The organism is Rosistilla carotiformis (assembly GCF_007753095.1).
In the GTDB taxonomy this organism is placed as follows: domain Bacteria; phylum Planctomycetota; class Planctomycetia; order Pirellulales; family Pirellulaceae; genus Rosistilla; species Rosistilla carotiformis.
The window spans coordinates 3,633,667-3,647,790 of the sequence record NZ_CP036348.1; the positions used below are offsets into that span (position 1 = coordinate 3,633,667).

Consider the following 14,124-nt stretch of genomic DNA (forward strand, 5'->3'; position numbering starts at 1 on the left):
CCAAAAACAACCACCTTCAGCTACGCCAAGTTCAGCCAAACATTCCCGGAAACTCAACGTCCTCCAAGTTGGAAACCGTGTCCTCAATCTGTGATGTGAATTTCTTGAATTCTTGAGCTTCACAAAGATCACCGTGCTTGGAGACCTCTTGGTTCACTGCCTCCAATATGTCGGCTGCTTCGTTAGCTTGATCTCTACGGCTTTTCAACCTTTTGGGAGGCGGAACGAAGACCTTCTTCCTTTTCAAAGTCTCGGGGATAGCCGGTTTTTCATAGGCAAGCTCTTCCAGAATTGTTGCTGCTTCATCTCGGGCCATTCCGACATCGGACTCCTGAAGGGACTCCGGTGTATTCTCGAAGGCGTCTCGAAGGTCGCTTCCAAGTTCTTCAATAATGCTGAAGGCTTCTTCAACCCATTTCAAAACAGTTTTCGTGCATTTCTTACGAAGGAGCGATTCAAATTCCTCTGGTAATGGTAGAGGCTTTTGAAACCGGTAGATCGTGTTCTTTCCCTCGGGGCCGAAAAGCTGAAAACTTCCCTTCAATACCTTTCGCCAGCTTGAACCGTATCGTGATGTAAGCTGGCGACCGGTCAATCGCTCACCCATTGGCTCCATGATGACTTTGCAGCCACTTTTCCCTTTCTTGGGCGGCTCAAAAGCAAGGCCGACTCCAAATTCTCGGTCTTGCGTTGTCCACGGCTTGTCTGGCCCGATGCTGATGACGCCTGTGGACTCACTAGGAAACCCAAAACGAACAGGGTCGTGGTATCCAACAATGATAAACTTCGAGTTGTTCTCACCGGCCCAGATTATCGGCCACGCTGAATACGCCTCGCCCTTCGATTTCATAAGCGTATAAGCAGGGGTGTCAGGAGAGAGTTCTGCAAACTGCTCTAAATCGGCTTTGAGGGACTTGGCGTTTGAGAGCTTCTTCGGTTTCACGCTCGTACTTGATAGCTGGCCAAAGATAGCCTTTGTTGACGGAAGGCCATCGACTGCCTTGGCAAGTTCACCTAGCGTCAGTATTCTCGGTTTTCCTACTTTGGCACGCAATGTTTCCGCTACGGGACAATTTATTGCCTCTTTGTAAGTCAGTTTTTTAGTTGCTGTTTTCTTTGCCATGTTGCTGCTCACTACTTCACGGTCAATCTCAATTCAATCGGTCGATGATCACTGGTTGTTTTATCATCGGGGAAATCATTTTCACGAACAATCACACGACAAACCGGATTCCAATCCTTGGCTGGACCAGCCACAAGAGCAAAGTCCAGCATTGATTCTGGATAATTATCGTTGCCGTCTCCGTCGTTGTCAGACCAGTTGGTATCGATCAAATCAACCGGCTTCACCCATGAAAAAATGTTGTCTCTAAGGATCTCTGGGAAGGCGTCGTTTCCACGTTCAGTGTGGAAGTCATAATCCATGTTAAAATCGCCGATATTGATCACGCCGACGTTCTGATCACGAGCCCACTCCCTGAGTCCAATGGCTTGTTGTTTTCTGAGTTCAGCGTTACCACGGGCAAGATGGTTCGTCATTACGATGAATTGAATGCCGATGACTTTATCCTCAAGTCGAACGTAAAGCGGTGATCGATGAGTTCCGTTGTTCAACGTAAAGTCACGATGCTCCATCAGTTCTTTGGTTTCCAGCAACTCGAATCGATCTGAGTCGAAACTGATTTGGAGACGGTCGTTCCTGCCGGTACGGCCATTGACCGATTGAAATTTAGGACCAAGGGCAGCGGTGTATCGGTCAAAATTTTCGTCGGCCACTTCGGACAGGCAATAAACGTCGTACCCGCTCATTTCACCAAGCTGCTTGGCGATAACCTCGGGATAGTTGCCGCCTGATTCCACATTCCATGCCAGAATGGAAATTGCTCCGGTCTTTGCCGAAGGATTGGAAGCGGTTGGCTGTTCGACCACTGGTTGAACTGGCCGATCAGCATCCGGTGTTGGCTTTGTCGCTGAATCACAGCCAACAAGAGCCACAACAAAGAGAATCCATCCACCGAATTTCCACATGAACCAATTCCTGTAAAATCATGTCTTGCCAGAACCCCTATTTCTGTTTGGCCACAACATGCTTGATCTTGAAACATTACGACAACGATGTTCGACCGGCGAACAATTCGACTACCTGTACTTCTGGGGGCATCAGTCGTCCAAGGATGGCAAGATCACGAAATCGTGCCTGAGCCAGTGGTACGAATCATCGTTCACCGTTGATGGAACAGTTTACCAAACTGCTGAGCATTGGATGATGGCGGCGAAAGCCCGGCTATTCGGCGACGAAGAATCGCTGTTACAAATTTTGGAATCAAGTGATCCAAAGACAGCGAAGGCCCTTGGCCGGAAAGTGAAGAACTTCGACAGTTCACTTTGGGATGAGAACGCTCGTCGTCTTGTGACCGAGGGCAACGTCGCCAAGTTCAGCCAGAACAGTCACCTTCAAGAGTTCCTGTTGGGGACTGGCGATGCCGTGCTTGTTGAAGCAAGTCCGTATGATCGAATTTGGGGAATTGGTTTGAAAGCAGACGATGACCGGGCAAAGAACCCCGTGACGTGGCAGGGGCAGAACTTGCTTGGGTTTGCTTTGATGGATGTTCGTGAAGAGTTGTCAAAGCAGTCGGGAACAACGGCACCGAAGGAGTGATGACATGAATCGAAAGCCCTCACTGCACCCAGCTTGTAAATTTTTTCCATTGTTAGGTGAAACGAGTTGGTTAAGTAGAGTTTCGAAACGAACAAGGATTGAGCACCGTGATGAAACAGAAAAATCAATGTCCGCTTTTTCGACTTTGACCCAGCCGAGACATTTTTCGAAGCCGATTAAAAACGCATCGTCCTAAAACACCCTGTCCCATCCTGTCTTTCCCTGATTCTCATTCTCTCCGTTTTCATTCTCTGCCTCAATCTCTCCGTCTTCATCCCAAGTATTCGAGGCATATTTTGCGTCAATTAACGCTTCGATAATTTCGTCAGGCCCGGACGCCATGATCATGTGTGTGTCAGCTTCCAGCGTAACGCCCTGACCAGCAATCATGCTCCGAACTTTACGCAATATTTCCGCAGCGTAATCGAGTTGTTGTGCGTGTGCCTCCAACGCATCCTCGACGGTGGCACAATGTTTGAGATGATGTCCCAAGTCATCGCCTTGTTTGAAATAGGGCAAGTGGATATCTGCGTACTTCACTCGATAGCCTCCTCATTTGCTTGGATTGCGGACTGCAACTCTTCGCAGGATTGGTAGCGATGCTCCATATCCGAAAGACAAGTCAATATTATTGCACGGTGGCTCTCGGGCAGTTCAGCGATCTCAGTCAGGGAATCGGCGAAATTGGCTCCACCGGGAACAGTGTTCGTTACAGCGTTGTACCACAGAGCACCTATAGAATAAATGTCCGACCGTCGATCAATGAGTTTGGGATTATCAATCAACTCACGGGCGGTATAGTGACCTCCTGCGGGGTTTTCTCCCTGTTGTGTGAGCCGGGAAGTCAAGGAACGTTCAACGTAAACTCCCAGACCGAAATCAATTATGCGGCAGTCGTTGGGTGCGAGGAGAACATTACCCGGCGTAAGGTCTCGATGTACAATTTGTTTCTCGTGTGCGTGTTGCAGGGCCGAGGTCATTAACTTCACCATCGACAACGCCTTCACTGGTGGCATTCGCCCATACGCCATCAACGCTCGATTGAGCGTCAAGCTTTCGAAGTAGTCCATCACAATAAAAGGACGCTCTCGATACAGGCCTACGTCCCGGACAGTTACGATGTTTGGATGTTGAAGGTCATACAACATGCTTGCTTCTTGAAAGAATCGGCTTAGGGCTGTACCGCCGCCGTCATGAAACATCGGTTGATAGAATTTTATTGCGAATCGTCGTTCGGTTAGCTTGTGACGTGCAACAAAGATTCGGCCAAATCCACCACGGCCCAACTCTCTCTCAATATCGTAGTTGTCCAAGGAATCCCCAGACGACAAAAGACTTATGAGTTGTGCGAGAGCATTACCGACATGAGAATTCCACTCGAACGACTTCTCGTACCGTTGCTTCATCCACACACGATAGGCTTCTAACGTCGTGCTACTTGCCAGAAATTCTGGAAGTTTCCCCTTGAGCAAAGGATGGCGACGAAGGATCGCTCGTATGCGGCAATATGAGTCGTTAAAGCCATCGTCGGCGGGATACTGGAGTCCGACTTTCAGCGTTTCGATGAGCGCAGCAACGGAGTCTTGTTCGTTCAACGGCGGCAAATCTAGCGTTTTGTTCATGATGATTTGTGATTCATATACTTATGGCCGCATCCCTACTGTTCCGCAGCGATTTGATATTCCTTGCTGAAATCCACACCTACGTTGGTTCCCGGTGCGAACTGCTCGAATGCTGCATACATGATCGAGACAAGTTGTAGGCCAGTGAACTCGCCGTCAAGCGATTTCACTTTGTAAGTTTTGGTGGGATCGTTGATGCTCAGCCCCTTTGTGCCAAGCAAACCAATTTCGATTCCAAGATCTTGAATCTGCTTCGGTTCCATAGTCCGAAACTTTTCCAGCGCCATTCCGATGTACTCGACAACATCCAGACGAACATCGGAGTTTTCCCGCATCCGATTTTCAGCGATTTTCGTTCGACGTTCTTTTGCGATATCGACGATGTGCTCTGGACCGCCGATTTGAATTGCCATTCGATAAAGACCATCAGCCGAGGAATCATCACCAAGGGCCTCTTGAGCTTCGCCAAGTCCAACCATGGCGGCGATATCTTTGGGAGCTTCAGCAAGGCAGCGGCTCAAAATCTCGCTGGCATCTTGATAGCGATCCTGTTTCATCAAACAGGCACCAAGATTTCTCAAGGCCCATTGGTTTTTGGGGTCAACCTTTGTTGCCTTCCGAAGCCACTCTTCCGCAATCAACAAATTGCCAGAGTTAATTTCCGCAACTCCAAGAGCCGTCAGCCCATGAACGTGATCTGGTGCAATTTCAATAAGTTGCTCCAAAGTTGCGGATGCTTTGTCGAACTGGCGTAGTTCGCTGTAAACGACACCAAGATGATAAAGATTGTCAGCATCGGTTGGGTCTTGCTGAACCAGAGTCCACAACATCGGCAAAGCGGTCGTCAGCTTTCCATCGTTTAGCAGATCAAGGATTTTCTCTTTGGGATCTTTCCAATTGGCTTCCTTGGTCCAGTGGACTTCGATTTCTTGATCGGCATCACTCACGATCACACGAGCCCGACCACCGAAACCAGCAAACTGCTTAGCAAAAAATTGGCTTACCTTGGATGTAAACTCGTCTGATCCCAACTTGACCTCATCGCCAAGCAGCGAGATATCAAAGTCCTCGAAAGCTAATTTGAATGTGAACTCTTTGGACATGATCTACCTCGCCACCGTCTGAAACCAGCGGTCGATACCAACCGCTTTTGCCCACGACTCAATCAATTCACGATCCTTGTTCGGGTCATCGGCAATGGATGCGTTTAATGCCAAAAGTTTTTCGCCAATCGGTTTGTAGCCAGCAGCGGTAAACGGAGTGCTGAGCGCCGGTTCGTTCCAAAGGTCAGCCCAGAACTGGGTGAATGCTGAACTCATTGAGGCGTTGGCGTCAATTATTTCTTTCGGTGCGATCTTCTTGATGCTGGGGCTCAACGCTTCCATCGACTCTTGCAGTTGTTGTTCGATGTTTTTGCGTTGCAGCGGTCGGAGTTTGGGATGGTCGTCGTGAATTTGCCTGTCAACACGAATCGCAATTGGAAATGATCGTAACTGCCAACCGAGTCCGTTCCCAAATTGAGTTGCAAGTTGAGGAATAGCGTGTTCCGGTATGCTGGGATTCTTGTTGGCGTGTTCGGTCGTCAACTTCAGTACATCACCCGCCATGTTTGGCTTCGATGCAAGGTCGAATCTCGATTCTTTGTCAGCCTCGATAGTTCGGAGCGCCAACAAGCATTGAAAAGCGACTAGGTACGGCAGCACAGCCTCATGCTCCTGTTTGTGGAGCAGTAGATGGGCTGGCTGATCATCCCGAGCAATGCGAATGGTCGCATGTCCAGCAAACTTCGGATCGCACTGCATGATCAAAGGTTTACCGCTGGCCGATTCAACTCGGCCAATGAATTCACGTTGCAGTTCGATCAAATCCAATGGAAATCCACCTGAAAAATAGTTTTGTCGATTAAGAACGGCATTTTAAGGGACTGTGACAATGGCCGGAAGGGACAGGCGGCAGTTGCAGTCTGGCCGGAATTTCGCACGCAGTCGCAATCGCTCGTTATTCCAATATCATCTGATGCTCGTCAGGTTCATCCCAGAATTCACTACTAACTAAATCAAGAGTTCCCCTTATTTCCTGACACAAGTGGCGGCCTTCATCAAGTGAGAGAAATCGCATCCATTCATCAGGATATCTTTGCCGAATCACAAGTAAGACAAACGAAATCGGTCTCAACATACGCCTTGTCGCAACTCGAATATGATTCTTGAAGCCAAAGTGAACATGCGAGACTGGATGTCTGCCGGGCATATAGGCACTCGCTGCGTAATCGTATCGAATCGGAGTAACCGGTCTCGCCTCGCAAGTGTTCACATATTGTTCGTACTCTTGGCGAAGAGAGTCACCCCATTCTGCAATTACGTCATCGTAATTTGCGTCTTCGGGTTTAATGTCAAGCCACTCGGCGGAAAAGTCCTGATACGACTGAACTTCCAAAGGACAATCGAGATAGGAGTAGCTCAATCCACCATCATGCTCATTGTTACCCGATTTGCTAAAATGAATGAGAGATTGATCTGAGAGAATAAAGTCATAGGCAATCTCTTGTATTGTGCGTTCGAATGTTTCACGGTACGACAGCGCTCGAAACGTCGCCGCTTTTACGCTCCGGTTTGGGCAATACTCTTGCCTTTCAAGTAGATCAAGTTGGTTCAGCACATCAGCCGCACGATTGATCTGGTCATTAAACATGCCATCGCCGATCACCGTGCTAATCTCCCTTTCGACGTGTCGAATTTCCTACCTTCTTCGTTGCTACTTTTCCTTTCGGGGTCTCTTCATTCATCAATCGTCGGATCTCTTCATCGCTTAGTTCCTCTCTTAGCTGATCCAGCAGTCTCTTTTGCCGTAACTTCTGATCGGCTGACTCAGCCAGATCCCGTTTCATTACCTTCAATTCCTCTTCACTAGGGTAAGTAAATTCGAGGCGAGGGAACTTTGCTTTCGCAGTTGTTAATTCTTTGATAAATTGCGCTGCACCTTCGCCCTCACCGCTAACCCGAACCCAACCTTTCGCACGGGTCATCGCCGTAAACAATTTATTCCGCTTGTTAACATTTGGGCGATACATCACGGCGTCAACGCCCACGACATATACCATAAACGCTTCATTCCCTTTCGCTTTGTGAACAGTCGCAAGAGTAACTCGTCCGTCTTTAGCAAAGTCCTGAATGCCGAAGCTATCGCTGTGAAGGTTGTTGCAACTGATCTTTTTCTTCATCAGCCCCATTTCAACGGATGAAAGATAGGCTTTCGCATTTCGATCATCCACTGAAACAACGAGGATATCCTCTGGCGTCAGTCCGTCTGCAATGTCACTGGCGATGTTATCGACAACGTATCTCACTTCGTCTTGAAAGTTGGTTGCGACATATCCTTTGACAATCTCATCCAATCCACTGATGTCCGAAATGACCGTAAGTGAATTGTCTTCAGGCCGTTCAACGACAATCTTCTCGCCCTCTTCAAAGGTTCCACTCACGACTCGATACCCGATGTCTTCCCAATGTTTTTGATTTTCGAGCATTTGGTCGATTCGTTCGCTGTAGAAGCCGAATCCGAGACCGTGAGCGCACACGATAATTTCACGGGGGTTTCGATAGCACTTATGAAGAATAATATCTTCCTCGAAGGTTGCGTTAGGTGTGCCGTCCTCCCCCACACCAAAGACTTCGGATTGACCGGGCGTTGTTGCGTGAAATAGCGTTTGTAGCTCATCATAGGCGTAAACGAATTTCCCATTCTCGGCCAACAAATGACACAGGCGGATAAACGACAATGGAAAATCCTGCCCTTCATCGACGAAGATGTAATCAAACTGAGGTTGTATCCGAGCCGTCTCCATTAGAACTGTGCAGGCGTGTTCAAACGCATCACCGAGCGATTGGCGTTTCGCTTCGGGAACTGTGAGCGATGGAACTTCGTGTTGCTCGCAAGACAGTGAATAGAGTCCGGGGCTGCTTTTCCCACCCCAGCCGTGGAGAATTTGCACCCGATCCCAGTCCGGGTCTTGGTCATCAAACTGGCGATAGAAACGAGTGATCAAGCGCTTTACATGCTGGTAGAGACTCTTCGTCGAAAATGTAAAAGCAATTCGGGCATCGGGATTCTGGAGATGTGTTTGGGCTGCTTTCATAGCCAAAACAACAGTTTTTCCCGAGCCTGCGAGACCACGAATTCGTTGGGGGCCGGTGACGACGCCCATAATTCCATGTTTTTGTTGCTGGTCAAAATTCGTAATGGCTGCCTCTACCAGTTCCGCCTGCTTACCTTTTGATTTCTGGTCCTTGCCTGAAATGTCTCGCTTCTTAGTGCGGATAAGGCCCTTTGCTCCATCAATGGTTGCTACCAATTCCGAGAAAACAGTTTCATCCATCGGCTCTTCACGAATAGCTTCCAAGTAGTCGGCCAGAGTCGTTAACTCAGTAACCACATCGCAATCGAACTCGATATCCTCTGGAACAGTTCCAAGAAACGGAGCAAATACAAATGGTGTGATGTCGAAGCTGAGGTTAACCGAAGATTTTCGGAGCGACTTATTGCGAATCAAGCGTGAATGAACATGGGCTGGTAGCTGCTCTACGACTGGGATACAAGCGGATAGTTCATCGGATGAAGCTCCCGGCCCAGCATTAGTTAACGCAAATCCAACCACGCCATGACAAGGAGACAAAAGCATGGCATCTGCAACAATAATTCCACCCTCTTCATCTCGATAGAGAGGGAAATTGTGGTACAGAACGCTTTCCTTTAGGCCCAATCGTCCTTCATTTGCCTCAAGTACATCTAATAGAGCTTCTGCTGCGGGAAACTTCTTGAATTGCTGCTTGCTTGGAAATATTTGCATGGAAGGGCTCGGTTGTTTTTACATGCGACACAGCAGTTGGGAGACCCAAGCATGACGCTAATCTTGTTATGACTTTTGGTAACGTCGTGTCTACTGAACCCCCAAAGCCTTGAACGCCGCATCCTTTGGATCGGAATAAAAGCTGGTTTGAAATTTTGCGAACAATTCGCCGGGGATCGTGGGAATGTCTGACACACTTGCCATGGGAAGCAAAACCTTTTTGGCACCAGCGTCATGAGCCACCTGAAGAGATTCAGCGAGGTTCTCGACGGGGATGATGTTGCCACCAAGACTCATGCTTCCCAGTACAACCAGTTGGCTCTGGAGTGGTTTGCCAAGGACGGCAGAACAAAGGGCAATGAACGTGGTTAACGTCATCGCCGTGGTTGGGCCTGTATTGTGGAGTTCAACAATATGGAGGTGATAATCGTGATCACCGACTTTCACCGAGGCACTCACCCCGCTGGCGTTGGCTTTGAAATAATCAAAACCAACTTTGATGGCTTCTTTTGCTTTCATGTTGGACCCAAGGCCCGACATCTTCAATGAACCGTTACCGGATGTCACCTGTGTTTCCAATCGGTACAGACCCAAGTGAGAATCATTTCCACCGGTGGCCACGGTGTGGAGGACTCCGGGGTTCAATGGACCATCGGGAATGAGAGAACCACCACCTTGCTCCTTAACTGAAATGAACTTCTCTTCGGAGGTTTCTAAGTCGATGTAGCTGAAGTGAACATCGTAAAACTCCATCCCACCGATTTTCTTGAGTTGTTCTTTAACTCGACGGCGGACTTCAAGAGCGTAGTCAAGACACTTGCGAACAGCTTCCTTGTCGTACTCTTCGTTGGGGTGCAGTAATTTCAGCAAGCCAGACACCGTGTGCTTGACGGCGATGGTATCACGCTGATTGAGATCCCGACCCAAACGGAAATATTTGTTGATGGCATCGCCAAAGTTCCGCTTACGCATCTCACGGACCCATTCGGCAAAGTAGTCCACAATGAGGCCGTATTGGTTCGTAAAGAACTCTGGCCGCATCTTGGGGATCTCCCAGCCGGGGATGTAGCCATGGAAGCGATCAAAGAAAGCTGAATCGATCATCGTTTCAGGGAAAGGTGCCAGCAGGTGGCTAGTCTTCACCAAAGTATCAACAGGCTGGTTGATGTTCCCAACAAACACCATGGAGGCGTAAGCGTTGACGGAATCACGGCCACGGGCAAATGAGCCCGATGCCATGTAATCCTTCATGATCTGGACGCCATCTTTGTCCTTGAAGGAGATCCCGGCCACTTCGTCAAAGGCCACACAGTCCCATAGGCCAACAAGACCAACCTGACGGCGAGCCATGTTGTAAAACAGATTTGCAACTGTTGTCTGGCCACCGGAAATTAAAATGCTGTTGGGGCTAATTTCTTTGTAAATGTGGCTCTTGCCGGTTCCCCTTGGGCCAAGTTCGCAGACGTTATAATTATTTTCAACAAGTGGAATCATGCGGCAAAGAATGTGCCACTTCACCCGCTCTTCAAATTGAGTCGGTTCATAACCACAGGACCGAAGCAGAACATCGATCCACTGTTCTTGTGTGAAATATCTTCTTCCGGCAAACAACTCACCCATGTCCATGTTGGGCATCTGGATGGGTTTAAGTTCTTCGATTGTAAAGGGAGATCCTTTCTGCCCCTCTTCGAAGTAATACCGCATCGTGATGATCGACCAGATCCCACCAGCCAAGAGCTTTTCGTATTTCTTGACAGTACCGGTTGGGATCTCAACTCCCTTGGTCCCCAGATTGGACAACAGGGCTTCATAAACGTCACGCTTCTCATTGAGAGAGACTGTGACTTTATCGATGATCTTGAGGCTGCCACGTTCACGGATCGTGGACTTTACCTTTTCTGCTTCATCAGGACGGACATAGTTGTCGGCCAAAACCTTTTTTACAGTGGCCAATCCCTCTTCAATGACAGCAGGGTCATTGGAGGCGCAGTAGTTCCCCAGCAAATATTCCAGCACATACACCGGAACATTCGCACCTTCCTTGACCAATTTGGTCAGGTCTTTGCGGACTACTTTGCCTGCGAAATGCTGGTTTAGCAGTTCATCAAGGCCCGTGTCATTTTCAATATTTTCAGAAGTCGAAGTCATCGGCAATCGCTCGATCTATGGTCACATCGTGGCTTTGTATTTCAAATTCGGTATTGGTGTCTTTCACCAACAGTTTGTATCGCTTGTGTTTGTCGAACTGCTGATCCTTCAGGGTCAGCATCACTGACTGCTGGCGATCATCAAGGTTCGTTGACGTACTGGAGAACGTCACGGTTTCGATGTTCGAAACTGGCTCATCCCCATCGTAAATGGCGATCTTTACGGTCACTGCCTTGGCACGTTCACTCACCGGTTCCATCTGGATCAGTTTGAATCGATGGGTGTGGGTCGTGATCTTGTGATTACTACCCAACACGGAGAATGACACCTGCTTGGTCTTGGTCTTCTCAAGAGCCTTCTTGCTCTTGGCCTGCCTGACCGTGATCACCGGAACGACAATTTCCTGTGGCATCGCTCCACCATGAATGAAACGAGCGCCACCGGTAAAGTGGAATCGATTGGAACCTTTGGGAATCCAGAATTCCATGCCCCCATCGCACTTGGCCGTGATTTCTGTCTTGCCTCGCCAAGCGTCTTCGTAGTCAGGGAGATTGTAGCCAATCAGGTATCGTTTCTTGGCTTTGACAGTTCCCGTTGGTTTCTCAGCCAGTTTGCTCTTGTCCGTTTCACCGGGGGATGATTCGGTAAACAGGAATCCGTGATCAGCGGTTACAACAACATAATTGCCGTTGAGGTTGTTGATGATGTAACGAACGATATCAGCCAGTTCACGGATGGCTTCCTGAGTGGCTTGGAAGGTGTCGGCTTCGGTTGCAGGGTTTTCTCCACGAGTGTCGATCTCGTTGTGGTAAACGTAGACAACCTTGGACCCTTCAACCAATTGGCGACCTTCCTCTTTCTTCATCGCCAACAGCTTGTCAGCCTGAACGGCCATTCCCTCAACCTTGGAAAGAATCTGGTTGCGGTTTTCGCTGCCTGAAGTGGAGATTCCATCAGCAAGGACATCACCCTTGTCGGTGTACTCAAGTTTTTTATGCGGAAGCAGTGCTGCCATTCCCAAAGCTGTGTAGGACGGCAAAACGGATAGCTGTGTCGAGAGTTCCGCTTGGAATCGGTATTCGCCATTCAAAACTTTGGCGAGTTCTGTAGCAGCTTCGTAACGGAAAGCATCACTGATGACGACAAAGGATCTGCGGTTCTCAGCTTCACGTTGGCGTGAACCAACATGTTTATCGTAAAACCGGTATTGGTTGGGGACGTTGGGGATCTCCCATTTGTTCAGCAAACCATTGCCAACAAACTTGCCCCATTTGAGAGCAAGCTGAACCAAGAACCAATTTTTATAAGCGGCTTCCACTTCTTGGCGAAGTGATTTCAGGATGTCCCATGCTTGGGACTCAGCCACATCGGCGTTGTGGCAGAAGTGGCGATAAAGTTGATCGAACTTGTAAAGCTCTTCGGTGTAGAGGTTGTACATCTCTTCAGGTGAAGAACCGTCAAAACCATCCGAATGTTGATTCCTGAGATCGAAGAACTCAGCGGACACAGCAATGGCTTCGTAGGCAGCGTGACGGGCCTTCCGCTGCTGTTCAGGGATCGAAAGGGATGCAATCCAGTGTTCGTCCTGACGGCGACCTACGATCTCACGAATGGCCTCAGCTTGGATGTGGTCTTTGGTGGAGGTAACTCGTTCCAATAACCCCAACAGAATCGCACGGTCCACATTTCGGAACGTGACTGCATCAGCCAGTTTTTCAGGCTCCAAACCCTTAAGTTGTTCGTCGATGTTCGTTTGGTTGGCAATTGCATCCGACAGGACATTGTAACTGTGGGCGTGTTTGGCACTGTCTCGCCATTGAGCAAGGCAAACCACAGCATTGTGGGTGCCGCTACGGCTCAATTGCAATTTTTGGATTGCAGGAGGCACGTTGATGCCAAGTTGGTGAGCAAAATCAGAGAATAACAACCGCATCAATAATTTTTGGAGAGTCGGATTCTCATCGTCGTATCCAAAGGCTGTTGAGACCATTTTCCAAAATGAACCATCGAGATCGAATTTTTCAATCTGGGTCCAAACTGGCGGCGGCATCTCCAAATCCACCTCTTCCTGTTCGGTCATGGAATGGAAAAGTGTCCTTACAATGTTGAACAGTTCTGGCTGATCCGCTTTGGTTACAACAGTCAACATTTTTCGGTCCAAGTCCAACTCATTATCATCGGCATTGACGAGTTGTTTGAGCTTGGAGAGTCGATCTTTGTTGTCGAAGAACTTGCGACGTTGGTTTAAGTGACTGCGGAGGTGTTGTCGTGCCAGTCCCAAGTCGTCAAGAATGATCGACGACTTATCTGCCCTGAAACTGCGGCTGTAGAGCCTCACGTCAAGGAGGATATCATCTTCAAACTCAGGTTCTTCAGTGGGAGCATAAAGAAGGAACTTGGATTGAGGTTCGTCACGTTCAATACGAAGTTTGGTTTCCAGACCACCAGCCTGATCCAATCTGACGACATTGACGCCATCGAGATCCAGAGTTTCAACGACCCGATCAAACTCTTGTTGGGGATCGTTCCAAAAAACGACCCGTGACTGATCTTCGACAAAGATTTTCGTTAAGGCGTCGGTGAGTTGTTTGGTGTCCATATTGATTCTCTAGTCGTCAATGTGCCAGAATTTTCGGCCATTCGTTGATTGGTCTTTGCCCACAAGTGCCTTTGCCGCAGCCGTAGGGGACCGATAAACCTCGCCAAGAAGCTCATAGCCAATGCCGCTATCGGTTTTAACGACGGTTAAGGTGTAGACATCTCCCATGTAGCGATGCTGGAATTGTCGCCCTACGTCAGGTTCTTTTCTGGTATTGTTCTTTGCCATATTTTCGATAACCTCGCAGTCC

At 48.7% G+C, this 14,124-nt stretch carries 12 protein-coding genes; 1 reads left to right on the plus strand and 11 read right to left on the minus strand.

What is annotated here, in order from left to right; translation table 11 throughout:
• Nucleotides 1–31: 31 nt before the first annotated feature.
• Nucleotides 32–1,123 (minus strand): hypothetical protein, encoded by a 1,092-nt coding sequence (locus Poly24_RS13155; RefSeq protein ID WP_145095827.1) that lies wholly within the window; start codon nt 1,121–1,123, stop codon nt 32–34.
• An 11-nt stretch (nt 1,124–1,134) separates the two neighbouring features.
• Nucleotides 1,135–2,028: an exonuclease/endonuclease/phosphatase family protein gene (locus Poly24_RS13160; RefSeq protein ID WP_145095830.1), complete on the minus strand. Its 894-nt coding sequence runs from the start codon at nt 2,026–2,028 to the stop codon at nt 1,135–1,137.
• 58 nt (nt 2,029–2,086) lie between these two features.
• On the opposite strand from Poly24_RS13160, the gene Poly24_RS13165 reads away from it, so the two are divergent.
• Complete coding sequence (locus Poly24_RS13165) at nt 2,087–2,659, plus strand: NADAR family protein (RefSeq protein WP_145095833.1); 573 nt, start codon at nt 2,087–2,089, stop codon at nt 2,657–2,659.
• A 192-nt stretch (nt 2,660–2,851) separates the two neighbouring features.
• On the opposite strand, the gene Poly24_RS13170 is transcribed toward Poly24_RS13165, so the two are convergent.
• The 9 genes from Poly24_RS13170 to Poly24_RS13210 all read right to left on the minus strand — a co-directional run bounded on the left by Poly24_RS13170 (nt 2,852) and on the right by Poly24_RS13210 (nt 14,102).
• Entirely contained in the window at nt 2,852–3,199 is a 348-nt protein-coding gene (locus tag Poly24_RS13170) for a hypothetical protein (protein ID WP_145095836.1), read from the minus strand.
• Nucleotides 3,196–4,281, minus strand: coding sequence for a serine/threonine protein kinase (locus Poly24_RS13175; protein WP_145095839.1), 1,086 nt, complete (start codon nt 4,279–4,281; stop codon nt 3,196–3,198). The genes Poly24_RS13170 and Poly24_RS13175 overlap by 4 nt, the downstream gene beginning before the upstream one ends.
• A gap of 35 nt (nt 4,282–4,316) precedes the next feature.
• Nucleotides 4,317–5,384: a tetratricopeptide repeat protein gene (locus Poly24_RS13180; protein WP_145095841.1), complete on the minus strand. Its 1,068-nt coding sequence runs from the start codon at nt 5,382–5,384 to the stop codon at nt 4,317–4,319.
• Nucleotides 5,385–5,387: 3 nt separating this feature from the next.
• Nucleotides 5,388–6,152: a hypothetical protein gene (locus Poly24_RS13185; RefSeq protein ID WP_145095844.1), complete on the minus strand. Its 765-nt coding sequence runs from the start codon at nt 6,150–6,152 to the stop codon at nt 5,388–5,390.
• A 127-nt stretch (nt 6,153–6,279) separates the two neighbouring features.
• Nucleotides 6,280–6,987 (minus strand): DUF2290 domain-containing protein, encoded by a 708-nt coding sequence (locus Poly24_RS13190; RefSeq protein ID WP_145095847.1) that lies wholly within the window; start codon nt 6,985–6,987, stop codon nt 6,280–6,282.
• A gap of 4 nt (nt 6,988–6,991) precedes the next feature.
• A complete protein-coding gene (locus Poly24_RS13195) occupies nt 6,992–9,127 on the minus strand; it encodes a DEAD/DEAH box helicase (RefSeq protein ID WP_145095850.1) in 2,136 nt (711 codons plus the stop codon).
• Between the two features lie 90 nt (nt 9,128–9,217).
• The gene (gene brxL / locus Poly24_RS13200; RefSeq protein ID WP_145095853.1) at nt 9,218–11,275 is read right to left on the minus strand and encodes a protease Lon-related BREX system protein BrxL; all 2,058 of its coding nucleotides are present in this window, start codon (nt 11,273–11,275) and stop codon (nt 9,218–9,220) included.
• The gene (pglZ, locus tag Poly24_RS13205) at nt 11,259–13,874 is read right to left on the minus strand and encodes a BREX-1 system phosphatase PglZ type A (protein ID WP_145095856.1); all 2,616 of its coding nucleotides are present in this window, start codon (nt 13,872–13,874) and stop codon (nt 11,259–11,261) included. Before pglZ ends, brxL begins: the two co-directional genes overlap by 17 nt.
• A 9-nt stretch (nt 13,875–13,883) precedes the next feature.
• Nucleotides 13,884–14,102 (minus strand): hypothetical protein, encoded by a 219-nt coding sequence (locus tag Poly24_RS13210; protein ID WP_145095859.1) that lies wholly within the window; start codon nt 14,100–14,102, stop codon nt 13,884–13,886.
• Nucleotides 14,103–14,124 lie beyond the last annotated feature (22 nt).

Excerpts from the sequence above, each read along its gene's own strand:
- Poly24_RS13155 (WP_145095827.1), bottom strand. The coding sequence starts at position 1,123 with ATGGCAAAGAAAACAGCAACTAAAAAACTGACTTACAAAGAGGCAATA.
- Poly24_RS13160 (WP_145095830.1), bottom strand. The coding sequence starts at position 2,028 with ATGTGGAAATTCGGTGGATGGATTCTCTTTGTTGTGGCTCTTGTTGGC.
- Poly24_RS13165 (WP_145095833.1), top strand. The coding sequence starts at position 2,087 with ATGCTTGATCTTGAAACATTACGACAACGATGTTCGACCGGCGAACAA.
- Poly24_RS13175 (WP_145095839.1), bottom strand. The coding sequence starts at position 4,281 with ATGAACAAAACGCTAGATTTGCCGCCGTTGAACGAACAAGACTCCGTT.
- Poly24_RS13180 (WP_145095841.1), bottom strand. The coding sequence starts at position 5,384 with ATGTCCAAAGAGTTCACATTCAAATTAGCTTTCGAGGACTTTGATATC.
- Poly24_RS13195 (WP_145095850.1), bottom strand. The coding sequence starts at position 9,127 with ATGCAAATATTTCCAAGCAAGCAGCAATTCAAGAAGTTTCCCGCAGCA.
- brxL (WP_145095853.1), bottom strand. The coding sequence starts at position 11,275 with ATGACTTCGACTTCTGAAAATATTGAAAATGACACGGGCCTTGATGAA.
- pglZ (WP_145095856.1), bottom strand. The coding sequence starts at position 13,874 with ATGGACACCAAACAACTCACCGACGCCTTAACGAAAATCTTTGTCGAA.
- Poly24_RS13210 (WP_145095859.1), bottom strand. The coding sequence starts at position 14,102 with ATGGCAAAGAACAATACCAGAAAAGAACCTGACGTAGGGCGACAATTC.